Origin of the sequence: Rhodococcus pyridinivorans (assembly GCF_900105195.1) — a bacterium.
Classification (GTDB): domain Bacteria; phylum Actinomycetota; class Actinomycetes; order Mycobacteriales; family Mycobacteriaceae; genus Rhodococcus; species Rhodococcus pyridinivorans.
The window spans coordinates 4,456,254-4,477,988 of sequence record NZ_FNRX01000002.1; the positions used below are offsets into that span (position 1 = coordinate 4,456,254).

At 67.7% G+C, this 21,735-nt stretch carries 23 protein-coding genes; 6 read left to right on the forward strand and 17 right to left on the reverse strand.

Going from position 1 to position 21,735, the window contains the following annotated elements; genetic code table 11:
• Positions 1-14: 14 nt before the first annotated feature.
• On the reverse strand, positions 15-386 hold the full coding sequence (locus BLV31_RS21100; protein WP_230826417.1) for a VOC family protein: 372 nt from the start codon (positions 384-386) through the stop codon (positions 15-17).
• A 99-nt stretch (positions 387-485) separates the two neighbouring features.
• Here BLV31_RS21100 and BLV31_RS21105 point away from each other — a divergent pair, with 99 nt between their 5' ends.
• From BLV31_RS21105 to BLV31_RS21115, 3 genes are all read left to right on the forward strand, one after another.
• Entirely contained in the window at positions 486-1,469 is a 984-nt protein-coding gene (locus tag BLV31_RS21105; RefSeq protein ID WP_064060185.1) for a helix-turn-helix transcriptional regulator, read from the forward strand.
• Positions 1,470-1,524: 55 nt separating this feature from the next.
• A complete protein-coding gene (locus BLV31_RS21110) occupies positions 1,525-2,298 on the forward strand; it encodes an amidohydrolase family protein (protein ID WP_064060186.1) in 774 nt (257 codons plus the stop codon).
• Positions 2,299-2,392: 94 nt separating this feature from the next.
• Positions 2,393-2,845, forward strand: a complete 453-nt coding sequence (locus BLV31_RS21115) for a hypothetical protein (RefSeq protein WP_064060187.1) — start codon at positions 2,393-2,395, stop codon at positions 2,843-2,845.
• Between the two features lie 42 nt (positions 2,846-2,887).
• Here BLV31_RS21115 and BLV31_RS21120 read toward each other — a convergent pair whose 3' ends face one another.
• The 8 genes from BLV31_RS21120 to BLV31_RS21155 form a co-directional block, all read right to left on the reverse strand.
• Positions 2,888-3,217, reverse strand: a complete 330-nt coding sequence (locus BLV31_RS21120) for a YnfA family protein (protein WP_006551592.1) — start codon at positions 3,215-3,217, stop codon at positions 2,888-2,890.
• A gap of 11 nt (positions 3,218-3,228) precedes the next feature.
• The gene (locus BLV31_RS21125; RefSeq protein WP_081263360.1) at positions 3,229-4,242 is read right to left on the reverse strand and encodes a DUF8320 family protein; all 1,014 of its coding nucleotides are present in this window, start codon (positions 4,240-4,242) and stop codon (positions 3,229-3,231) included.
• On the reverse strand, positions 4,239-5,453 hold the full coding sequence (locus BLV31_RS21130) for an ATP-binding protein (protein ID WP_039583976.1): 1,215 nt from the start codon (positions 5,451-5,453) through the stop codon (positions 4,239-4,241). Before BLV31_RS21130 ends, BLV31_RS21125 begins: the two co-directional genes overlap by 4 nt.
• Entirely contained in the window at positions 5,450-5,722 is a 273-nt protein-coding gene (locus BLV31_RS21135) for a LuxR C-terminal-related transcriptional regulator (RefSeq protein WP_016692216.1), read from the reverse strand. Before BLV31_RS21135 ends, BLV31_RS21130 begins: the two co-directional genes overlap by 4 nt.
• Positions 5,723-5,870: 148 nt before the next feature.
• On the reverse strand, positions 5,871-6,893 hold the full coding sequence (locus BLV31_RS21140; RefSeq protein WP_064060189.1) for a DUF8320 family protein: 1,023 nt from the start codon (positions 6,891-6,893) through the stop codon (positions 5,871-5,873).
• A complete protein-coding gene (locus BLV31_RS21145) occupies positions 6,890-8,113 on the reverse strand; it encodes a sensor histidine kinase (protein WP_024103133.1) in 1,224 nt (407 codons plus the stop codon). Before BLV31_RS21145 ends, BLV31_RS21140 begins: the two co-directional genes overlap by 4 nt.
• Positions 8,097-8,774 (reverse strand): response regulator transcription factor, encoded by a 678-nt coding sequence (locus BLV31_RS21150; RefSeq protein WP_006551596.1) that lies wholly within the window; start codon positions 8,772-8,774, stop codon positions 8,097-8,099. Before BLV31_RS21150 ends, BLV31_RS21145 begins: the two co-directional genes overlap by 17 nt.
• Positions 8,775-8,817: 43 nt before the next feature.
• Positions 8,818-11,196 carry an ATP-dependent DNA ligase gene (locus BLV31_RS21155; protein WP_064060190.1) on the reverse strand — a complete coding sequence of 793 codons (2,379 nt, stop codon included), beginning with the start codon at positions 11,194-11,196 and terminating at the stop codon, positions 8,818-8,820.
• Between the two features lie 124 nt (positions 11,197-11,320).
• Here BLV31_RS21155 and BLV31_RS21160 point away from each other — a divergent pair, with 124 nt between their 5' ends.
• Positions 11,321-11,650, forward strand: coding sequence for a hypothetical protein (locus BLV31_RS21160; RefSeq protein WP_033096756.1), 330 nt, complete (start codon positions 11,321-11,323; stop codon positions 11,648-11,650).
• 622 nt (positions 11,651-12,272) lie between these two features.
• Here BLV31_RS21160 and BLV31_RS21170 read toward each other — a convergent pair.
• Both BLV31_RS21170 and BLV31_RS21175 read right to left on the reverse strand, forming a co-directional pair.
• Positions 12,273-12,473, reverse strand: a complete 201-nt coding sequence (locus BLV31_RS21170; protein WP_033096757.1) for a cold-shock protein — start codon at positions 12,471-12,473, stop codon at positions 12,273-12,275.
• Positions 12,474-12,785: 312 nt separating this feature from the next.
• Complete coding sequence (locus BLV31_RS21175; RefSeq protein ID WP_033096758.1) at positions 12,786-14,588, reverse strand: glycoside hydrolase family 15 protein; 1,803 nt, start codon at positions 14,586-14,588, stop codon at positions 12,786-12,788.
• Positions 14,589-14,709: 121 nt separating this feature from the next.
• On the opposite strand from BLV31_RS21175, the gene BLV31_RS21180 reads away from it, so the two are divergent.
• On the forward strand, positions 14,710-16,161 hold the full coding sequence (locus tag BLV31_RS21180) for an MFS transporter (protein WP_248846175.1): 1,452 nt from the start codon (positions 14,710-14,712) through the stop codon (positions 16,159-16,161).
• A gap of 80 nt (positions 16,162-16,241) precedes the next feature.
• On the opposite strand, the gene BLV31_RS21185 is transcribed toward BLV31_RS21180, so the two are convergent.
• From BLV31_RS21185 to BLV31_RS21195, 3 genes are all read right to left on the reverse strand, one after another.
• Complete coding sequence (locus tag BLV31_RS21185) at positions 16,242-16,448, reverse strand: hypothetical protein (RefSeq protein WP_033096759.1); 207 nt, start codon at positions 16,446-16,448, stop codon at positions 16,242-16,244.
• Between the two features lie 74 nt (positions 16,449-16,522).
• A complete protein-coding gene (locus BLV31_RS21190; protein WP_033096945.1) occupies positions 16,523-16,825 on the reverse strand; it encodes an SHOCT domain-containing protein in 303 nt (100 codons plus the stop codon).
• A gap of 32 nt (positions 16,826-16,857) precedes the next feature.
• On the reverse strand, positions 16,858-17,307 hold the full coding sequence (locus tag BLV31_RS21195; RefSeq protein ID WP_033096760.1) for a DUF6325 family protein: 450 nt from the start codon (positions 17,305-17,307) through the stop codon (positions 16,858-16,860).
• A 197-nt stretch (positions 17,308-17,504) separates the two neighbouring features.
• Between BLV31_RS21195 and BLV31_RS21200 the strand changes: the two genes are divergently transcribed.
• Positions 17,505-18,896 carry a hypothetical protein gene (locus tag BLV31_RS21200; RefSeq protein WP_064060191.1) on the forward strand — a complete coding sequence of 464 codons (1,392 nt, stop codon included), beginning with the start codon at positions 17,505-17,507 and terminating at the stop codon, positions 18,894-18,896.
• Positions 18,897-18,947: 51 nt separating this feature from the next.
• On the opposite strand, the gene BLV31_RS21205 is transcribed toward BLV31_RS21200, so the two are convergent.
• The 3 genes from BLV31_RS21205 to BLV31_RS21215 form a co-directional block, all read right to left on the reverse strand.
• Complete coding sequence (locus BLV31_RS21205; protein WP_064060192.1) at positions 18,948-19,778, reverse strand: class II glutamine amidotransferase; 831 nt, start codon at positions 19,776-19,778, stop codon at positions 18,948-18,950.
• Between the two features lie 60 nt (positions 19,779-19,838).
• Positions 19,839-21,161, reverse strand: coding sequence for a diacylglycerol/lipid kinase family protein (locus tag BLV31_RS21210; protein WP_064060193.1), 1,323 nt, complete (start codon positions 21,159-21,161; stop codon positions 19,839-19,841).
• 117 nt (positions 21,162-21,278) lie between these two features.
• Positions 21,279-21,716: a type II toxin-antitoxin system Rv0910 family toxin gene (locus tag BLV31_RS21215; RefSeq protein ID WP_016695006.1), complete on the reverse strand. Its 438-nt coding sequence runs from the start codon at positions 21,714-21,716 to the stop codon at positions 21,279-21,281.
• Positions 21,717-21,735 lie beyond the last annotated feature (19 nt).

Here is a 21,735-nt window from a genome sequence, read left to right on the forward strand (position 1 = left end):
GGTCGAGCGGAGGCTCAGTCCAGCGGGGAGACGCGGATGAGGTTCCCGTCCGGGTCCGAGACCACGAACGTCCGCCCGAACACCTCGTCGTGCGGCGCCTCCACGACCGTCACCCCCTTACCGGCCCACTCGTCGTGGATCGCATCGACGGCGGCGGTCGAGCCCGGCACCATCACGCCCACCTCGGAGAACCGCGGAGCGGTCGCATCCACGGTCTCCGCGCGACCCGACCACAGTGCGAACAGCACTCCCGGCGCCACTTCGAAGGAGACGTAGCGCGGGGTCGTCATCTGCGGGGTCATGGCGAACAGGTCGCTGTAGAAGCGGGTCGCGCGTTCGACGTCGGTCACGTAGATCAGGAACAGGTTGGGCGACGACACGGTCATCGGTCCCTCCTTCCGGTAGGCGGTGAAGACTTCGAGGACTACCGTGACACTGAAACCCGACAGTTCCTGTCGTGTTTTCGAAAGGAGATCGCGCATCCGATGAACCGGCCGCAGCGGTTGCTGAGCATGCTGGCCGTCCTGCAGGCCCGCAGCCGGGTCACGGCCGCCGAACTCGCGGAGGAGTTCGGCGTCTCCGAGCGCACCGTGTTGCGCGATGTGGAAACGCTTGCTGCTGCGGACCTTCCGGTGGTCGCCGAACGCGGCAGATACGGCGGCATCGTGATGCTCCCCGGCCGGCAGACCGACCTGAACCGGCTCAACGCGTCCGAGGTGGATGTCCTGCGCGCCCTGGGTGTCGACATGGGCCGGGCCCGCCAACTCGGTGTCGACGCCGCCGCGCGGGACGCCGTCCACAAGCTCACCGCACGCGCCCGGCGCACGCCCTCCACCGCACGCGAGAACGACCTGCTGCCACTGACCGAGGTGGTCACCGTCGACAATCGGGGATGGTTCGCCACCGAGGACCGGGCCGACGTCGCTGCCCTCACCCGCGACCTGCGGCGCGGACGGCAACTCGCCATCACGTACCGGTCGAGCGGGCACCGCGGCGAACGCGAGATCGTCGTCGATCCCTACGGTGTGCTCTCCCGCGCCGGCCGTTGGTATCTCGTGGCGGACGACGAGGGGCGACCACGACTGTTCGCACTGACCCGCCTGAGTGCGTGGACAGTGCTCGACCGGCCGCGCCGCCTGTCCCCCGGCCGCACCCTGCCCGCGCTGGCACGCGAACTCGGCGACGCACTCGAACGACGCGAGGACGTCGTCGTCACCGCCGATCTCGCGGCGAACCGCCTCGATCTCGCCCGGCGCATCCTCGGTGCCCGCCTGCGCGGGAGCACCGCAGGGCCGCGACCGGACGTCTCGCGGATCACGGTGGCCTACGACTCGATCGACGGTGTGCGGCAACTGCTGCAGTTCGGTGAGCACATCGAGATCGTCGGGCCACCCGAGGCACGGAACCTCGTGGCGGAACTGGCCGAATCCCTCCTCCGCCGTCACACCGCGCATCGCCGCCGCGAGTGAACTCCCGCTGATCCGAACCCTGTTCCGCTCGGACCGGGCTTCCTATCGTGGGGAGATGTTCGACGCCCACCTGCACATCATCGATCCGCGTTTCCCCCTCGTCGAGAACGACGGCTATCTGCCCGAACCGTTCACCGTCGACGACTATCTCGCGCGGGTCGCGCATCTGGGTGTCACCGGAGGCACGGTGGTGTCGGGGTCGTTCCAGGCTTTCGACCACGGCTATCTCCTCGACGCGCTCGACCGGCTCGGGCCCACTTTCGTCGGCGTCGTACAACTTCCGGCCACCGCCTCGGACGACGAGATCACCCGGCTCGACGCGGCGGGAGTGCGGGCCGTGCGATTCAACGTCCGCCGTGGCGGATCGGCCACGCTGTCCGACCTCGACCGACTCGCCCGGCGGGTCCACGATCTCGTCGGCTGGCACGCCGAGTTGTACGTCGATTCGCGCGATCTGGCCGAGCTGCACACCACGATCGCGGCACTGCCCGCCGTCTCCGTCGACCACCTGGGCCTGTCGCAGGACGGCTTGCCGTCACTGTTGCGGCTGGTGGAGAGCGGTATCCACGTGAAGGCAACAGGGTTCGGGCGCGTCGATCTCCCGGTGGCCGACGCGCTTCGCGCCGTTGCCGATGTGAATCCCGGGGCACTCGTGTTCGGCACCGACCTGCCGTCGACCCGCGCACCGCGACCGTTCCGGGACAGCGACATCACCCTCGTCGAGGACGTCCTCGGCGACGAGCTCTCCGACGCGGTACTGCGCCGCAATGCTTCCGAGCTGTATCGGATCGAGACCGAAACCGCTCCTGGGTCTTCGGTGTCTCGATAGACTCACGCACGTCATCGGTGCGCGGGACGCGCCGCGGTATTCCTCGCTGCGGTCGGCTCCCGGACGTGACCTTCCCTTTCCGAGGAGCAGCACCATGCCTGCACTGCGAATTCCACGTCGAGTTCTCGCCCTGGCGGCACCCGTCGCCGCCGCAATCGCATTCACCGGTGTGGCCACCGCTGCACCCCCTCAGCCTCTGGGCACGGCGATCACCATCGGCTGCATCAACCAGGGCAGCCTGGCGTCGTTCACCTCGGTCACGGCGCAACCCGGACCGGACGAGGGCATCCCCGGTGGCCACGTCCTGTTCTCCACACGGGAGGCCCTGTGGCCGGTCCCGGCAGCGGGGCAGGTCAGCGTCGCATGGCTCAACCGCAACAACGGCCGCACCGGCATCGTCGATCTGGTCGGTGCGTACCCGAACCTGTCGACCCTGGTCGACACCGGTCCGGGCGAGGTCGTGGCGACGGTCTTCGGTTCGGTGAATCTCGGCAGTGGACCGCTGTGCAACTCGACCCCCGCAGTCGGCAGCGTCATGGTGCCGTGACGCCCGGACGAGGCATCCGGCACCTGGGTGCCGGATGCCTCCTCACCTGGGCGAATACATGATGATGGCGACGCCGGCAAGGCACACGAGCGCGCCCGCGACATCCCACCGATCCGGCCGGAAGCCGTCCATCACCATGCCCCACACCAGGGAACCCGCCACGAACACACCGCCGTACGCCGCGAGGATGCGACCGAAGTTCGCGTCGGGCTGGAGCGTGGCGACGAAACCGTAAGCGCCGAGAGCGATCACGCCCAGGCCCATCCAGATCCAGCCGCGGTGCTCACGCACGCCCTGCCACACCAGCCACGCGCCGCCGATCTCGAACAGGGCGGCAACGGCGAACAGCAGCAACGACTTCAGCACGGTCACGAGGTGTGACTCTAACCCTGCGACGCCTTGCCCAGCTCGATGCGGCGCACGGAGTCCCCCCGCACGAGGATCGTCACGAGGGCCCGGCGTCCCGGAGGCAGGACCCGCACCGTGACGGAACCGTGTGACACCGAGTCGAGTTCGTCGGCGACCGCGCAGCGGAGGCGGGCCTGTTCGTCGGGGTGTACCCCGTCCAGGCCGTGATCGTCGAGCATCACCACGTCCACGCCACGTCGGCGCGCGGCGTCGGCCGCCTCGACGACCTGCGGATCCTGCAGGGCCGGCGCTCGAAGGCCGTCCCGCAGACGCGCTTCGAGCAGCACACCGGCGCGTCGCTCCCCCGCGTCGAGCAGCTCCCCGGTCGCGATGCGTTCGAGCAGGGGCCGGGCCAGGGAGTCGAGCCGGTCGAGCTGCGCGTCGCGCTCCTCGAGGGCTGCAGCCGAGGCGGCCTGTTCCGCGCTGCGTTGCAACGACATCGCCCGCAGCAGGTAGATGGATCCGGCGAGGGGTCGCAGGGTGAAGGCGAAGAAGGTGGACATGAGGACCGGCGCTGCGTTGACGACCGACAGCGACAGGCCGGGGCCGATCCCCTGCCCGGTGGCGTAGGTCCAGAAGGTCGCGGTCGCGATCATGCAGGCCAACCCGATCCACGCCGCGAGGGTGCGTCCGCGCACGCACATGAAGGTGAAGACGACCGTGGACATCCCGAGCGGCCAGGTCGCGATGCCTCCCGGAGACGGCACCGGCAGCACCGAGAACACGAGCGCCGAGGAGACCGTCCCGGTGGCGGCGAGCAAGATCGTCGCCGGCATCGGCAGCGGGTCGCCCGGAACGGTGATGAGGGTGAATGCCGCGAACGTGCACACGAGCACGGCGAGGGCGGGAGGCCAGCTCGCGGACGTGTGCTCGGCCCCGAACGCCGCCAGCACGAGGCAGACCAGGGCGTAGAGGCTCACGAGCGCACGTGCGGCCGTGGTGCGCATCCCCAGCAGGTCGCGCACGTCGCGGGTGGGTTCGGCGGTCACGGCGCGCGACGCTCGGCCGGATCGCACCAGTGCAGCGTCACCGTCGTGCCCGCGGGACCCGAGGTGATCTCCGAGTCGCCCCCGGCCATGCCGCGCATGCGTCCGTGGATGCTCGCGCGGATGCCCATCCGGTAGGGGTCAATCTGGGCGGGGTCGAATCCGTGGCCGTCGTCGCGGACGACCACCCGGACCGATCCGGGCCCGAGGTCGACGTGCACGGCCCGCTGCGTGCCCGGGCCGGCGTGGCGCACGCTGTTCCGCACGGCCTCGGCCAGTGCGGCTGCGACCGCTCTGATCACGTCGGCCGGGTAGTGCGGTCCGGCATCGGTGCTCGTCGTGGTCGTGAACTCGACGTCCTCGTCGACCTCGGAGGCTGCCGAGCGGAACTGGGCTGCCACCCGGTCGGCGTCGAAGCTGCTCTCGGTGTCGTCGCCGCGCCGCAGGGAGTCGAACATCTCCAGCGCACGACGGGCCTGGGCCGCGACGGGACCGTCGGATGCGCCGCGACCCGAGGCGAGCAGGGTGGACATCACCCGGTCGTGGACGAGTGCGTCGAACCGCTCGCGTTCGACCGTCCTGGCCGCGGCCGCCGCTGCTGCGACGACGGATTTCTCCGTGGCCGCGACGGTGGAATCGAGGACGTCGCCCGTGCGGAAGGCGACGATCGCCGCGGCGGCGAAGACCCCGCAGAACATGAGCGCGAACGCGAGTTCCGGGACGAAGCGGTATCCCGTCGTGGTGTTCACCAGCAGATAGTTGGTGGTCTGCACGACGAGCACCACCACCGTGAGGTAGGCGAGCGCCGTCCGCGGCCGCCACGCTGCCGCCGCGGACAGTCCTGCCACTCCGGGGAAGAGCGCCTGCCAGGCCGTGTTCGTGGAAACCTCACCCGTCCAGGCCGGGAACCACAGGACCGCCGCGACCAGGAAGGCGACGGCGTTGGCGGCTGCGAGTCGTCCGACCCACCGGACATCGCTCAGGAAGGTCGCCACCCCGAGCGCGATCCCGGTGCCGAAGATCGCGAGCAGTGCCGTCGGCAACCACCACCATGCCGTGAGGTGGGCCTGCGACACCGCTGTGGGGACGACGAACAGCAGGTAGAACACGTAGCCCGCGCTGATGAACCGACCGAAGACCCGGTGGATCCGGTCGGCCGCGCTCGTCGGATCCGTCGTGTGTCCACCCTGTGTGGTGGCAGGCCGACGGGTCACAGCTCGTCGATGGAGACCACACCGTCCTGCAGAGCGCGGGCGAGCAGTGCCGTCTTCGTGGTCGCCGTACGCCCGACGCGGGCGTACTTCTCACGGATGCGGACGATGTGGGTGCTGACCGTGGCTGCGGTGACGAACAGGCTCGCAGCCGCCTCGGACTTGGACTCGCAGAGCAGCCAGGCCCGCAGGATCTCGATCTCGCGAGCCGAGAGTGCGGGCTTCTGAGGCGCAGGCTTCTGTGCCGGGGAATGTTCGAGCATCGTCGTCATAGCGCGTCCCTACCGAGATGAATACATGGGATCGAACCGAGTCCCCCGACGAACTCCGTTTCGAGTGCCTACAACTTAACGGTTGAAACCGACAACTACCCAGACAGATTTTTCTCTGCCCAAGAAAATATGGGCATCGGTGTTTCGTCTAATTACCGGTGCGCCGGCCGTCGTGTCCGATCTCGATTCGGCGCACATCCTCGCCCTTCACGAGCATCGTCACCATCGCCGCGCGGGCCGGCGGCAACACACGCACGGTCACCGACCCTTCTCTCACCGAATCGAGCGCGTCCACCACCTCCCGGTAGACGGCGCGCCGAACCTCGGGAGATGCCGAGTCCATGGCGTGGTCGTCGAGCATAACGATCTCGACGCCGCGCCGGCGGGCCGTAGCGGCGGCCCGGTCGACCTCGGGTACCTGGAGTACGGGCGCACGCAGACCGTCGCGCAGTCGTGCCTCGACGAGTCCGCACTCGATCCGTTCGTTCTCGTCGAGGGGTTCGCCCGAGACGATCCGCTCGAGCAACGGACGCGCCGACGCGTCGAGGCTTCCGAGGCGGACGTCACGTTCCTCCAGAGCCGCGGCGGCCGCGGACTCCGCCGCGATCCGCTGCATCGACCGGGCGCGCAGCAGGTAGATCGACCGCGCGAGCGGGCGGATCGTGTAGGCGCAGACGGTGCCCATGAGCACAGGTCCCGCGCTCGTGATCGTCAGCCCCAGTCCGTAGCCCATCCCGGGGCCCGTGAGATGCGACCACAGCGCGGCGACGACGAGCATGAGGAGCATCCCGCACCAGGCGAACCCCGTGCGTCCCCGCACGCACATGAACACGAGGATCGTCGTGGACATCCCGAACGGCCACAACTCGATGGGGTGCGGTGCCGGATCGGCGGGCACCACCCACAGCACCGACGCCGATGCGATCGCGCCCGAGAACGTCATCGCCAGTGCGGGTCGCACCGGTAGTGGGTCCCCCTCGACTGCGACGAGCGCGTAGGCGGCGGCCACACACACGATCACGGCGATCGCGAGGGGCCAGCGGACCTCCGCATGGGGCGCGGTGTTCAGGGCGAGCACCACGCAGGTCACCGCGTACAGGACGGCGAAGGCCCGCGCGGGCTTGCTGTGCATCCGCAGCAGATCGGAGACGGTCGAATTCGCAGTGTTCATGCGGCCGGATCCCGCCAGTACAACAACACCCGGGTCCCGGCGCCGGGAGCGGACTGCACGACCGCCCGGCCCCCGGACACCCGGCGCATACGTCCTCGGATGCTCACTTCCAGACCGAGCCGGTGCGGGTCGACGGCCTCGGGTTCGAAGCCTCTGCCGTCGTCCACGACCTGCACGGAGATCCATCTCGGTGCCACGTCGACCTCGACCGTGCGGGACGCGTCCTTTCCGGCATGCCGCACGCTGTTGCGTACCGCCTCGGCGAGGGCAGCGGCGGTCGCGCGCGCGGGTTCGGGTGGGAACGCAACGTCGCCGGATCCCGGGGCGACACGGCCGGTGAAGACGACATCCTCGTCGGCCTCGGTCGCCGCCGATCGGAGCCGCGCCACGACCGCGGCGGCATCGAGCGCCGACTCCCGATCGGTGCCGCGCCGCAACTCGTCGAGTTCGGCGACCGCTCGTTCGGCCTGCTCGACGAGCGACTCTCGGGGTGCGTTGCGTGACACCGCCAGCAGGGTGGACATCACGCGGTCGTGGACCAGGGCATCGAACCGTGCGCGCTCGGCGTTCCGTGCTTCCGCTGCGGCCGCGGCGGCCGCCGTGGCCTGGGTGGCAGCGATGGTCTCGTCGAGGGTGCGGCCGGTGCCGAGTCCCACCACCGCGGCCGCGAGGAAGACCGTGCAGAAGACGAACGCGAACGCCAGGTCGGGTGCCAGGAAGTATCCGAAGGGGGCGTCGCGGGCGAGGTGATTCGCGCACTGCGCGAGCAGAACCACGAGGATCATGTGGACGAACGCCCGCCGGGGTCTCCACGCGACCGCCGCCGCGAGCGACGCGAGGCCGGGAAAGGCGGTGAACCACAACGACTGGTCCTGCGGGATCTGCGTCCCGTTCCACGCCACGAACCACAATGCGACCATCACGACGTAGGCGAGCGCATTGACGGTCGCGGTCCGCTGCATCCACACCGTGCCGCGGAACGAGGCGAAGCCGAGCGCGACCCCGGATCCGAACATGAGGACGGCCGCAGTGGGAGTCCACCACCACGCGACGAGTGCCGACACTTCGAGGATCTCCGGCACGAGCAACGCGAAGTAGCAGAGATATCCGATCGCGACGAATCGCGCGAACATCCGGAGAAGTCGGTCGGCAGCCGCCGTGCTGCGATCGTGCGACTTCTCCCCGGTGTCCCCGGCCGGCTCGTCAGCGACGGCGGACATCCGACCGTTCGGGCATCGGCAGCCACCCGTCCTCGACGGCACGTTTGTACAGATCCGTCTTCGTGGGTGCGGGACGACCTGCCTCCGCGTACTTCTGGCGGATCCGCTGCAGGTAGTCGTTGACGGTCTGCGGAGCGAGGCCCGTCAGCCGGGCTACCCGGTCGAGCTTCTCCCCCGATGCATACAGTTCGAGCACTTCGAGCTGCCGCGGACTCAGGCCGACGTCGTCGAGTTCGGGATCACCGTCGATCGCCGCGGCCCACTCGGTGCTGGCGACCTGCCCTCCGGCGGCGGCCACGCGGATCGCCTCGATCACCACGGCAGCGGGCTCGGATTTCCGCACCACCCCGAGCACACCGGCGCGGGCGGCCGAACGCAGCAGATACGGGTTCTCGGCGCCGGTGAAGACCAGGGTCTCGAGGCCCGCCGCGCGCAGCTGCTCGACGTTGCTCTTCGGGGAGGATCCGTCGGACAGGCGCAGGTCGAGAACGGCGAGGTCGAGGTCGGTGACCTGCTCGAGCAGACCCGAGACGGTGGTGGCGGTACCTGCGAGCTCGAGATCGGGTTGATCGGCGAGCATCGCTGCGAACCCGAGCGCGACCGACTCGTGATCCTCGACCAAACCGATCCGACGGACGACGCCACGCGAGCCCTCGGCCATTGATGCCTCCCCTAATGCCCGATCACCCGACTTCGAACGAACGTTAGCAGTCAGCGCCTGTTTCCTCTTCTCGCACCACACTCGACGCGTCCACATCGTCGCGCAGACCACGCCAGCTCGCGTGCCGCACCCGGTCTCCTTCCGTCCATCCTCCGAACCGCACCTCCCCCACGAGTTCGGGCCGCAACCACACCGCATCGCGGCGTTCGGCGGCCGGCACTTCGTTCGCGAACGGGTTCGTGCGGCTCGTGCGCCCTTTCACAGCCTTCGCCACCGACAGGAGCGTCTCGTCGTCGAAACCGGTGCCGACCTTGCCGACGTACACGAACTCACCGTCGTCGTCGTAGACGCCGAGCAGCAGGGAGCCGAAGGTCGAGGCACGGTTGCCGTTGCCACGGCGGTATCCGCCGAGCACGACGGTCTGGGTGAGCCAGTTCTTCGATTTGATCCATCCGGCGCCGCGCTTACCCGGCAGATACACGGAGTCCCGGCGTTTGGCGACCACGCCCTCCCAGTTCTTCGCGCGGCTGCGCGCGAGAGCCTTCGAGCCGTCACCCGAGAGCAGATCCGGGACGATCAGTCCGTCCGTGGCAGCGGCGAGCGCCTCGAGGACCCGTCGGCGATCGTCGTAGGTCTTGCGCAGCAGCGACACCCCGTCGAGATACAGCACGTCGAACACGCGGTACTCGTAGTTCACGCCCCGCTGCAGCATCGAGAAGCTCGTCACCCCGGAGCGGTCGACGGCGACGATCTCCCCGTCGAGCACCGCCCGGCGACCGTCGAGGATCGTCGCGAGTTCGACGAGCTTCCGGTAGTCGCCGGTGACATCGCGACCGGATCGGCTGCGGAGCCTGACGGTGCCGTCCTCGATCTCCGCGATGGCGCGGTATCCGTCCCATTTGCCTTCGAACGCCCAGTCTTCGGCGTCGAGACCCGAGACGTCACCGGAGGTCGCGAGCATGGGCGCGAGATCGCGCGGGAAGGCCTTGGACCCCGACGATCCGACGAGGGAGGCCGGATCGGCATCGGACGACTCGGTGCTCGGCGACGACTGGTCCTTCATGCGGTGCGCCAGCCACTGGTTCTTCTCGGTGCGGATCAGCGCGTACCGTCCCTCGATCCGGTCGCCGTGGAACCGCACGATCACCTCGTCGTCCCGCCACTTCTCGGTGTCGTAGGTGCCGGTGTCCCACACGGTCATGCTGCCGGCGCCGTATTCGCCCTTCGGGATCGTCCCGTGGAAGGTGAGGTACTCGATCGGGTGATCCTCGGTCCGTACCGCGAGATTGTTGCGCCCCGAGGTGTCCGGCAGGTTCTTCGGTACGGCCCACGAGGCCAGCACACCGTCGCGTTCGAGGCGCAGGTCGTAGTGCAGGCGACGCGCGTGGTGCTCCTGGATGACGAACCTGTTGCCGGGGCCGTCCTCGGGGACGCGGTCGGGTACCGGTTCCGGGGTGCGCGACGCGTCGCGCTTGCCGCGGTAGGTGTCCAGGGCGTCTCCAGACCCGGCCTTACCGCCGGACCCGGCCTTATCTCCGGAATCTCCGGACCCGGCCTTGCCGAGGGGCGGGTCGAGACCGGCGAGCAGGTCCCCGAACTCCTCGATGCGGGCGAGGACCTCCCGGAACTGCAGTTGCGCGAGGTCGGGGTCGTCGAGTTCGTCCCAGCTGCGCGGCGCCGCTACCCACGGCTCGTCGCGACCGCGCAGCGAGTACGGCGCGACCGTCGTCTTGGAACTGTTGTTCTGGCTCCAGTCGACGAAGACCTTGCCCTCGCGCGCCGATTTCGCCATCGTCGCGGTCACCAGGTCGGGAAGGGTGGTCTCGAGATTGCGCGCGACCTGCTTCGCGACCTTCGACGCCCCCGACGACGACAGCATCCGATCGAGCGGGACGTACAGGTGGATGCCCTTGCTGCCGCTGGTGACCGGATAGGCCGACCACCCGAGTTCGGCGACGGTGTCGCGCACATGGCGCGCGACCTCCGCACACTCGGCCAGGCCCACGCCGGGCCCCGGGTCGAGGTCGAAGACGATGCGGGTCGCGGGTCCGGCCTTCTCTCCGTCGAAACGCCACTGGTGCACGTGGAGTTCGAGGGCTGCCTGTTGCCCGAGCCAGACGAGCCCGGCGGCGGAATCGAACAGCGGGTAGGTGACCCGCCGGTCCTTGTGATGCAGGGTGCGACGGTCGAGCCAGGCCGGTGCGTGGTCGGGGAGGTTCTTCTCGAAGAAGGACTGTTCGCCGACACCGTTCGGCCACCGGTTGCGGGTCGCGGCCCGGCCGACGATATGGGGAAGCATCGCCTCGGCGACGGCTTCGTAATACTCGACGACCTCGCCCTTCGTCGTCCCGGTGCGCGGATACAGCACCTTGTCGAGGTTCGTCAGGGTGATGCGGTGACCGTCGATCGTCCGGGTCGGCATATCTCGAATTCTGCCAATTCGGACGCGTTCGGGTGCGGTGTCGAAGGGTGACGATCGGGACTGCACGTCCGGGAACGCCGAGCTTCGAAAGGAGGTAGGTTCGGAGAGTCGGTCTGACGCGGCGATGAACTATTTCCCCGACGGCGAGCATCGCCGGCAACTCCTCGCTGCGCTCCGCGCTTCCGAACCCGGTGTCGAGGAGTTGTGGCTCCGCCACTTCGCGCTCGGCGGCGAGGTGGGGAAGATGGAGATCGAGGCGTATCTCGACGGCCTGCTTCCGCTCTCCCGTGTGCAACACGATCTGATCACCCATGCGATCAACGAACGCCTCGACGAGATCGCCCCACCCCGTGCACCCTATGCAGCCGAACTCCCCGCGTCCCTCCCCGAAGTGGACGACGGCGACGACGATCCCGGCGAATCACGAGGAACGGGGCCGGATTCCGACCGCTGAAGTGATGACGCCCGCGCGCCGAACGACCTGCGGCGCGCCGAAACCCTGCCACCCGAGCAGGGGGAAATGGGCGACAGGGTTCGGCATCGCCCGAGTGGCCTACCTCTGATCCACCCGGCGCCGGCGATCGTCCGCGCAGGGGGTGACAGGCGATCACCGATGTCCTGAGCATACGCCGAAATGCCCTCACCGGGACCGATTGTGCGTACTCGAGGCACTGCCGACGGGGCAGGTCGGCAGATCCGACCCCCTGCGTCGGAAGTCTCGCGCCCCGCCGACAGAGTCGACAGCGAACGCATCGTTCGCTTCCGGTGCAGTCTATTCGTTTTCTACAGGATCGGCAGTAGTTCGATCGGACCACAGCCTGCCCGACCGGGTCCCACGAGGCGCCCGGCCGTAGACGGACCGGTACTGCGTCGCGAATCGTCCGGGCGAGGAGAAGCCCCACCGCGCAGCGATCGACGCGACCGTCTCATCGTTCGGGTCGGCGGCCTGCAGATCTTGGCCCGCGAGGCCCACATCTGCTCCTCGGTCGGAGCTGCAGCAGCGAGGTGGGTCTCCTCCGCCCACTCGTTCTCCCGTGTGTCCATCTCCCGATCCCACCATCCGAACGTCCCGTATGTCAGCACACCTGCACGTTGACCGCATGTCGACCGAAGATCCCGTAACCGATCTCGAAACGGACCTGTTGGCCACCGGTCAGGAAGCGGTAGCCGCTCCCATCTATCTGTGAGTAGTGCACCAGGATCTCCGTACCGTCGTCGTCACGGATGAACCCGTGACCCAGACCGGCGTCGAACCACAGCACAACACCATGTTCCATTGTCGCTCCCCTGCCACCGTTCGCGTTGTCCCGACGGAGCAGCGACGCGGAAGCGTATCCCCTGCGCTCCCGACAGCCCCTCTGCACCTGTCATTGAAACGTGCCCGGCGGGTCCGGGGAAGTGTCCACGCCGAATCGGCGACATTCGTACGATTTCTACCGATTTCACGGCGTGCCAATGTAGTTCGTTCGATGGACAGACACCGACGATCGTGGGGGCGTATCCGGGCTGTGGGTGCCGACAGGATACATACAGCACGCACGCATTTGTGTGAAGAGCTTACGGACACATGACATTCGGATGACGTCGGGTCATACGGCCGGTGCTCCGTCGACCGGATCCACTGCCTGTGCCCGTTCGGCGACAGTGATCGCACAGGCCGCGCCGACGAGGGTGAGGTGACTGAATGCCTGGGGGAAGTTGCCGACCTGCCGTCCCGCCGGCACGTCGTACTCTTCGGCGAGCAGTCCGAGGTCATTGGTGAGTCCGAGCAACCTCTCGAACAATGCGCGGGCCTCGTCGACCCGGCCGTTGAGCGCCAGAGCGCTCACCAGCCAGAACGAGCAGGCGAGGAACTGCCCTTCGTCGCCGGGAAGCCCGTCGTCGGTGTGCGTCGTGGAATACCTGGATACGAAGCCGTCGCGACCGAGTTCGTTCCGGATCGCGTCGATCGTGGAGGTGACCCGGTCGTCGGTCGGCGGGAGGAAGCCGACGAGCGGTATGAGCAGCACGCTGGCGTCGAGTTCCGTGGAGCCGTAGTACTGCGTGAACGTGCCGCGGACGGGGTCGTATCCACGTTCGCAGATCTCGTGGTGGATCTCGTCGCGAGCCCGCTTCCACCGCTCGAGCGGAGCGTCGAGGCCGAATCCCTCCGCGATCCGGACGGCGCGATCGAAGACGACCCAGGCCATCACCTTGGACTGCGTGAAATCCCGGCGGGGACCGCGTGTTTCCCAGATCCCGTCGTCAGGATCCCGCCAGATCTTCTCGACGTGCTCGATCACCGCCTGCCATCGGGGCCACATGTGCGCCTCGATCCTGCCGAGCGCCTCGGCCCCCTTGTACGCCACGCTGAGGACTTCGCCGTACACATCGAGTTGGAACTGTTCGGCAGCGGCGTTACCGACCCGCACAGGTGCCGACTCTTCATAACCGGGCAGATGATCCACCTCGAACTCGGTCAGCCGGCGTTCGCCCCTGATCCCGTACATGATCTGGATATCGGCCGGATCACCCGTCCCCACCCGGAGCAGGAAGTCACGGAAGGCCAGGGCCTCGGAGGTGTATCCGCCGGCGAGCAGCGCCTCGAGTGCCAGCACCGAGTCGCGCAGCCAGCAGTATCTGTAGTCCCAATTGCGTACCCCGCCGAGAGCTTCGGGCAGGGAAGTGGTCGGGGCCGCCACGATCGCGCCGGTCGTCTCGTCGGTCATCCCTTTGAGGACGATCAGAGACCGGATCACCTCGTCGCGATACGCCCCCTTGTAGGTGCACCGGCCGGTCCACTCGCGCCACCACTCCACGGTGCGCGCGAGCGCGGATTCGGCATCCTCGACGACGGGGGCCGGTTCGAAGGATGCGTACCGGTCCAGAGCGAATCGGTATCGGCCGCTCTCCACGGCGACGAACTCGGATTCGACGGTCCCGGCACGGATCTCCAACGGTACCGTCGTGCACAGATGGAAGGCATCCGGGCCGGCCGTCGCGACGGCACCGTCGGCCACCGCCTCGACCCATGGAGTGACGGCCGCATAGTCGGGACGCAAGGACAGATGCATCCGCATCGGCACCCGACCGCGCAGACCCTGGACGATGCGGACCAACCGAGGCGGACCCGACCCCCGGCGAGGCATGAAGTCGATCAGGCGGACGGCACCGTCCGCGGTCTCGAAGTCGGTCTCGAGCACCAGGGTGCCGTCGGCGTAGCGGCGGTTCACCGCCGCGGGTTCCGCCTCGGGCGCGACGAGCCAGCGTCCGTGCTCCGGGCCGCCGAGCAGAGTTGCGAAACACGATCCGGAGTCGAAGGCGGGCATGCACAGCCAGTCGATCGAGCCGTTCCGGCCGACGAGCGCGGAGGTCTGCAGGTCACCGATGAAGCCGTAGTCCTCGAGAAGCATGGCGGTACCCCCGCTAGAAGAGGAGTCGAGTCCTTCGATCCTCCTCTGGTCTCGGATGCGAGGTCAAGGTCACGGTTTCGACTCGTCGACGCCACTGTGCACCACCGCGGTGGATCATGACGTGCAGAGTTTCGGCGACGTCCTTCGCGACGGGAAGTACGAGATGACCGACAATCCGGTGGCGAGACCGTCCGCCCCCGTCCGGCGAATGTTGCTCCCGCTCGCCCTCGCTCAGTTCATCTGCAGCTTCGCAGGTTCGAACATGAACGTGATGATCAACGACATCAGCGTCGATCTGGACACCACGGTGCAAGGCGTCCAGACCGCGATCACCGTGTTCCTTCTGGTCATGGCGGCGTTCATGATTCCGGGTGGGAAGCTGACGGATCGATGGGGTCGCAAGCGATGTTTCGTCGCCGGGCTCGTCCTGTACGGCGTGGGAGCCCTCCTGAGTGCGGCAGCACCGGGTCTGGGAATCCTGATCCTGGGCAACTCGATCTTCGAAGGAATCGGCACCGCACTGCTCATCCCACCCGTGTACATCCTCACGACGATGCTCTTCACCGACATGAAGTCCCGGGCACGGGCCTTCGGCGTGATCACCGGCATGGGTGGGATCGGCGCCGCAGCGGGGCCGTTGATCGGTGGATTGATCACCACCGCGATCGACTGGCGGGCTGCCTTCGTCTTCCAGGCACTGATCGTCGCCGCCATCGTCGTTCTGAGCCGAGGGCTCGAGGATCCCCTGCCCCCGGATCCGACCACACCCTTCGACGGGATCGGTGCCGTCCTGTCCGCCGCGGGTCTCGTCTGTATCGTCATGGGGATTCTCCAGGCGGACAACGCACTCTCGGTGTCCGCCGGCCTCATCGGTATCGGAATCCTGCTCGTCGTCGGGTTCTTCCTGCACGTACGACGCTTCGAACGGTCCGGCAGAGTGCCACTCCTCTCGACCGACCTGTTCCGTAATCGCACATCGAATCTCGCGCTCGTCACCCAGAACATCCAGTGGCTGCTGCTGATGGGCGTCGCGTTCGTCGTCTCGGCATTCCTGCAGGTGGTCCGCGGCTACAACGCAATCGAGACGGGCATCATCTTCACCGCCGCCACCGCCGGCATTCTCGGTGCCTCATTGCTGGCGGAACGATTGGCCGCCCGGCATTCACAGCGTGCCCTCATCATGAGCGGCTTCGTCGTCACCCTCGGCGGCATCGTGGTGCTGCTCCTGCTGGTCCGTGCATGGACCAGCGCATGGGCGTTCGCCCCGGGCCTGTTGCTCATCGGCGTCGGACTGGGTGCGATGCTCACTCCGTCCGTGAACGTCGTGCAGTCGGCGTTCCCAGAGGAACAGCAGGGTGAGATCTCCGGCTTGTCGCGGTGCGTGTCCAATCTGGGTTCGTCCCTGGGCACCGCCGTGGCAGGCACCGTCCTCGTCGTCGGCCTCGCCACGCCGGACCGGTCGTATGCGGCCGCGATGATCGTGCTGGCGTGCATCGGGCTCGTCGGACTCGTCGCGTCCGCGCTCCTTCCCGCGACCTCGAGTGCCACGCCTTCCGCCTCCGGAGCCCAGTGACGACCGTGTCGCGAGGAGAGGGCCCGAGACACACGGAATACGCTCTCTTTCAACAGATGCAGTGCGTCACCGTTACGATCTCAGGTCGACGGCGGCCGACGGGTCGACCAGTTCTCCGGCTCGACCTCCCCGACGTCCACGTCGTGCCCGAAGAGCTCACGGGCGAGCGCACGCGCACGATCCCGTACCTCCGCCGAGGTGAGTTCGTCCGCGAGCACCAACGACAGCCTCGCCAGACGGTCGGCCGGCTCGCCGATCCGGTGTACCGTGCACCTCCAGTCGCCCACGAGCCCGGTCCCATCGCATCGATCGTCGCGTCGGAACGGTCGTAGTCACTCGCACCGGATGCCGCACTCGTATTTCAGGATGCGAGAATTCGCGCCTTCTCCCTCTCGAACTCGGCCTCGGTGAGCACGCCCTGGGCCTTCAGTTCGGCGAGGTCCTTCAGCGCGGCGATGCGGTCCGTTCCACCCGGAGGTGGGGCGGCCGGAGGAGGCGTGGGCACGGGTTCGGGTTCGGGCGCGTACTGCGCCGGACGACCGTAGACGGCCTGCCCCTGCGATGCCCATCGCTCTCCCTGCCGACGGGAGACGCGGTTGGAGACGGCCGTCGCCGTCCCCGCTACCACTGCGGTGCGAGCCACCCCACGGAGTAATCCTGGCATGTCGATCTCCTCCTGTATTTCGTTCGCTGGAATCACATTTCGACGTCGAGCTTCTCCAGCGAAGCCAGGATGCTCTGAACCGGGATACGCCCGGACGCGACGAGTTCGGCGCCGTTGCGACGCAGTGCCCGCGCCAGCGGAGCAGCCCAGGTGTTCTCGTAGACGAGCACGGCCGCCGAGCAGCCCGGCTCGAGCGCCGCCCCCGCTTCGTCGAAATCTGTGTCGCCGAGCAGGCCCGACGACGCCTCCGCGAACAACGTCACGTCGACTTCTCCTTCGAGTCCGACCTCGGAGATGTCGATCCCGGTGACCGAACCGTCGGTGTCCTTGCGGACGAACGCGAGATCGAGCACCCGGATGATGCCTCGCTCGACGAGGTCGAGCAGCAGCGGTAGCGCAGAGCCGTTCGGTGGTCGGTCGGCAGGGAATTCGATGACGAGATAGTCGACCGGGCCCATCTCGTCTATATCCGAATCGGTCACCTGGAGCCTCGTTTCGATGAAAGATCGTTCACGGAAGCCGGGAGCCGACTTCCGTCGGTGTCGTCGAGAACAGATCCCCCTCCCGTCGAGTATGACCGCCCGACGGCCACTTCTGAAGGGAATACGGTTCGAATTCCTGCCGGAGCGATCCGCAGCGGCGCATACTGGATCCGGCCCCGAAAGGGGGCGATGCCGGGATGACCACGAACATCGGCGCGGGCGGTGAAGAGCCCCGACCGGGCCGGCTGAGCGACGACGAACGCGCCGAACTCGACCGGTTGCGTGCGGAGGTCGCCACGCTTCGGGAGCGAGCCGCTGTCGGGGTCGAGCCCGTTCCCGAGCCGCGGCCCGCGAGACACGGATGGCGCTGGGCTGCGGTTGCGCTGCTCACCGTGCTGGTCGCGGTTCTGGCCGTCCTCTCGATCACCGCACGGTTCGTGCGCAGCGAGATCCTCGACACCGACCGGTACGTGACCACCGTCGCCCCACTGGGCTCGAATCCCGCCGTCCAGACACAGATCGCGAATTCCGTTACCGACGAGATCTTCACACGCGTCGACGTCGAAGGTCTGACGACCGACGCTCTCGTTGCTCTCACCGATGCCGTTCCGGCCACGGAGAACGCGCCGCGCGTCGACCGCGCCGTCGAGGGACTGGCACCGGTGATCACCGGGCAGGCACGAAACTTCGTCAACGAGACGGTGTTGTCGCTCGTGCAGAGCGAGCAGTTCGAGGATCTGTGGATCCAGGCCCACCGCGCCGCCCACAACGCATTGGTCGCGGTCGTGACCGGGAACGTCGGACCGTCGTCGGTGACGGTCGACGATTCGGGCACGGTGAGCATCTCTCTCGGCACGGTGATCGACAACGTGAAGGAACGTCTTCTCGACCGCGGTTTCACGTTCGCCGAGAAGATCCCGAGTGTCGACAAGCAGTTGGTCCTGTTCCGATCACCGGAACTGGTCCGGGCGCAGCGGGCGGTGAACACTCTCGACAACATTTCGGATGTGCTGCCCTGGATCACTCTCGCCGCTGCTGCCGGCGCAGTCGCCGTCGCGCCGCCGGGCCGTCGCCTACGCGCACTCGCCTTCGTCGGCCTCGCACTGGTCGTAGGAATGTTCGTTCTGGCGGTCGCGCTCATCATCGTCCGGTCGCTGTATCTCGACGATGTCCCGCCCGACGTCCTATCGCCGGAGGCGGCAGCAGCCATCATCGATGCCGTGCTGATGCCGCTGCGGACCAGCCTTCGGGCGGTCGCGGTGCTCGGACTGGTGATCGCTCTCGGTGCCTACCTCACCGGTGGCTCGTCCTCCGCCCGGACCGTTCGGCGTGGGCTCGGCCGCAGCCTCGATGCCGTTCAGCGACTGCGACAGCCCCGTTCGCCGAATCCCTTCGAGAAAACCGCTTTCCGCGCCCGCACCGCCATCCGATCGGTCATCATCGGAGCGGCCGCACTGCTCGTGATGTTCTGGCGTTATCCCACCGGACTCGTGGTCACGCTCATCGTGCTGGGTGCGGTACTGGCACTGCTCGCTCTGGAACTGGTGATCAGGCCCGCGCGCAACCCTGGGAACCAACCGACGACCTGATCGTTGCCGCATTCGGCGGGAGCGACGTCTGTAGCGGGGAATTCGTCGTGATCACATCGAGCGCACGGGTGAGATCGGCGCGAACGGCCGGAACTCCTGATCGCTCCCCCGAACGACACCCGCGCTCGACTCGGGAACCTCCAGCCAAGCCCCTTCGAGATCGCGGAGGGGTTCGGACACCACGAAGCGGGTGTCGTCCCCCAGCTGGTACAGCACTTCCACTTCAGGATGCTGCGCCCGTATCGCCTTGATGTCGGCCGAGTAGAACAACGAGCGTGTCTTCCGCTCCGTCGAATACCGGAACACCCAGACGCAGCTGCCGTCGGTGGTGGCGATCGTTCCCTGCATGGGATTCTCGATGCCCATGCGTGCTCCGATGTCCTCCACGAAACCGACGGCCTTCGCCACGCCGGTGAACGGGTCGTCGGCGAGGCCGAAGGTGAGCGCGAGGTAGAACAGCATCTCGGAATCCGTCGATCCCCGGATCGCGTCGTAGAGACCCGGATCTACGGCCATCGCCAGGTCCCGTTTCATGAGGTGGAATCCGTGCACCGCCCCGTTGTGCATCCACAACCTGTTGTCGTAGCGGAAGGGGTGGCAATTGTTGCGCTGCACCGGAGTTCCCGTCGAGGCGCGGACATGCGCGAACATCAACGGCGTACGGATCTGCGTGGCGAGCTCGCGGAGGTTGCTCTCGTTCCAGGCGGGTTCGACGCACTTGAACAATGCCGGCCTCGGGCCTTCTCCGTACCAGCCGATGCCGAAGCCGTCCCCGTTCGTGGTAGTTGCGCCCATCTTGGAATGCAGGCTCTGGTCGATCAGGGAGTGCACCGGCCGGAAGAGCAGGTCGTCCATCAGGACGGGATCACCGGTATACGCCATCCATCTGCACATCCCTCCATTGAAGTCGTGGGATACGCCGGAATGTGAGATCCGAAGAGTTCAATTCGGCCACAATATCTTCCGCAATCGGGCGGAATCGAGGCGCGGGGATGGCACACGCACTCCCGGACGGTTGCGGGGAACACGAACTCGTAGCGCTCCGGTGGAGATCGTGCATCGTGCCGGTGTCGACAGCATCACCGACTCGCCGTCGACTCCGACCGGAATTTCCGGTACGTCCGCATCGACGACCACTTCTGTCGCCGTGCGCTGCAACAGTCCTCGGTCGTGGGTGCGGCGGAACAGGCCGACCGTCTGGCGTGCGTTCGAGACCGAGATCGCGACGACGCCGAGCCGGCCGTTGTCCAGACGGGGACGTCGGCCCATACCTGCCAGGTCGTCGAAGGCGTACGGACCGTTGCTGATCAACACCGCCTGGGGCCCGTCGACGGCCTCCGTGTCGATGTGTGCCCGCAAGCCCGGCCGGCCCTGCTCACCGAGCAGATCGGGCAGCATCTGCAGCACCGTCGCCGTCTTGTCGGCACGGTACTGCGGACTCCGGACCACCTCCGCGTAGACACCGAAGGACGCATTGTTGACGAACGGCCGCCCGTTGATCCGGCCGAGATCGACGCGCAGTTCGACCCCGTCCCGGAGGGCGTCCAGACCCGCGGCGGGATCCTCCCGATCCAGTCCGAGGTCGAGAGCGAAATGGTTGCGGGTTCCGGCGCTGATCACCACGAACGGAAGCCGGTGTTCCGCCGCGACCGCCGCGACCAGGGCCTGCGTTCCGTCACCACCCGCGACGCCGAGCAGGTCCGACCCGCGCTCGACGGCCTTCTCCGCCAGCTCGGTGACGTCGAGTTGCTGCGGACCGCTCAGCAACACCACTTCGGCCCCGAGTTCCTCGGCCTTGTGCTGCAGGTCGAAACGGACAACCTTGCCCCCGCCTGAGCGTGGATTCATGACGAAGAACGGGTGCTGTACGGGAACGGCCGGGAACTCCGGCTGCGGGCTCACGCGATCGGCCCGCAGGGCACGGCGTCCGCACGCGACCGCCACAGCGACGAGCAGCACCGACACGACGGCGACCCCCAGGTGACCCGACGCCGCGAAGACGACGATCACGACCCCCGGCGCGAGGACGGTCATGGCCAGAGCTGCCCCGCGGATCACGCCCCGGTGGGTGAGGAACCAGTAGGCCCCGGCAACGGCCAGGGCTGCGCCGGCCACCGCGACCAGCAGCAGTGCGACGACGCCGCGCAGACCCGCCTCCGCGAGCGGCACCACGATCGCCGCGGTCACGGCGAGACAGGCCGCCCACGCCCACCACCGCGATTCGGCGGCATGCCCGCCGCTACCCGGGCCGTGATCCTCGGACATGGGCGTCGACCTCGCATTCGCGTCGAGTACCGAGCACTCGGCGACGTATCCGATCCGCGGGCGGGCCGCGGTTGTCCTTACGGGTCTACGCCTTTCCCGGGGACGTGTCCAGAGGCGTCAGTTCCCGCCGTAGCGGCGTGCGAAGGTGTCGAGCGACGACTGCAGGTCGCCGTGCAGGGCGCGCGCAACCCCCGATCCGATCGGACCGAACAGGGGCGCACCGCCGAGGTCGATCTTCATCGACAGCGTCGAACCGTCCCCGCGAGCTGCAACGGCGAGTCGCATGGAGAACTTCGTACCTCCCTTGCCGGTCCCCTTCAACACCACGTGGTGCGGCGCGTCCAGCTCGACGATGGTCCACGTGACGCGGTTGCGCATGCCCTTGACGGATACCACCGACTGCAGGGTGGTTCCCTCGGCGAGGGTGTCCGGCAGGTCGCTGCGCCACCCGTCGTGGATGCTCAGCCACTCCCCGAACGACTCGAGGCGGGAGGCGTGCTCCCACGCTGCGTGCGGGTCGAGCGGAAGGTCGGTGGACACTTCGAGTTTCGCCATGGTCCGCAACAGTAGACGG

Excerpts from the sequence above, each read along its gene's own strand:
- BLV31_RS21100 (WP_230826417.1), bottom strand. The coding sequence starts at position 386 with ATGACCGTGTCGTCGCCCAACCTGTTCCTGATCTACGTGACCGACGTC.
- BLV31_RS21105 (WP_064060185.1), top strand. The coding sequence starts at position 486 with ATGAACCGGCCGCAGCGGTTGCTGAGCATGCTGGCCGTCCTGCAGGCC.
- BLV31_RS21110 (WP_064060186.1), top strand. The coding sequence starts at position 1,525 with ATGTTCGACGCCCACCTGCACATCATCGATCCGCGTTTCCCCCTCGTC.
- BLV31_RS21115 (WP_064060187.1), top strand. The coding sequence starts at position 2,393 with ATGCCTGCACTGCGAATTCCACGTCGAGTTCTCGCCCTGGCGGCACCC.
- BLV31_RS21135 (WP_016692216.1), bottom strand. The coding sequence starts at position 5,722 with ATGACGACGATGCTCGAACATTCCCCGGCACAGAAGCCTGCGCCTCAG.
- BLV31_RS21140 (WP_064060189.1), bottom strand. The coding sequence starts at position 6,893 with ATGAACACTGCGAATTCGACCGTCTCCGATCTGCTGCGGATGCACAGC.
- BLV31_RS21145 (WP_024103133.1), bottom strand. The coding sequence starts at position 8,113 with ATGTCCGCCGTCGCTGACGAGCCGGCCGGGGACACCGGGGAGAAGTCG.
- BLV31_RS21150 (WP_006551596.1), bottom strand. The coding sequence starts at position 8,774 with ATGGCCGAGGGCTCGCGTGGCGTCGTCCGTCGGATCGGTTTGGTCGAG.
- BLV31_RS21155 (WP_064060190.1), bottom strand. The coding sequence starts at position 11,196 with ATGCCGACCCGGACGATCGACGGTCACCGCATCACCCTGACGAACCTC.
- BLV31_RS21160 (WP_033096756.1), top strand. The coding sequence starts at position 11,321 with ATGAACTATTTCCCCGACGGCGAGCATCGCCGGCAACTCCTCGCTGCG.
- BLV31_RS21170 (WP_033096757.1), bottom strand. The coding sequence starts at position 12,473 with ATGGAACATGGTGTTGTGCTGTGGTTCGACGCCGGTCTGGGTCACGGG.
- BLV31_RS21175 (WP_033096758.1), bottom strand. The coding sequence starts at position 14,588 with ATGCTTCTCGAGGACTACGGCTTCATCGGTGACCTGCAGACCTCCGCG.
- BLV31_RS21190 (WP_033096945.1), bottom strand. The coding sequence starts at position 16,825 with ATGCCAGGATTACTCCGTGGGGTGGCTCGCACCGCAGTGGTAGCGGGG.
- BLV31_RS21200 (WP_064060191.1), top strand. The coding sequence starts at position 17,505 with ATGACCACGAACATCGGCGCGGGCGGTGAAGAGCCCCGACCGGGCCGG.
- BLV31_RS21205 (WP_064060192.1), bottom strand. The coding sequence starts at position 19,778 with ATGGCGTATACCGGTGATCCCGTCCTGATGGACGACCTGCTCTTCCGG.
- BLV31_RS21210 (WP_064060193.1), bottom strand. The coding sequence starts at position 21,161 with ATGTCCGAGGATCACGGCCCGGGTAGCGGCGGGCATGCCGCCGAATCG.
- BLV31_RS21215 (WP_016695006.1), bottom strand. The coding sequence starts at position 21,716 with ATGGCGAAACTCGAAGTGTCCACCGACCTTCCGCTCGACCCGCACGCA.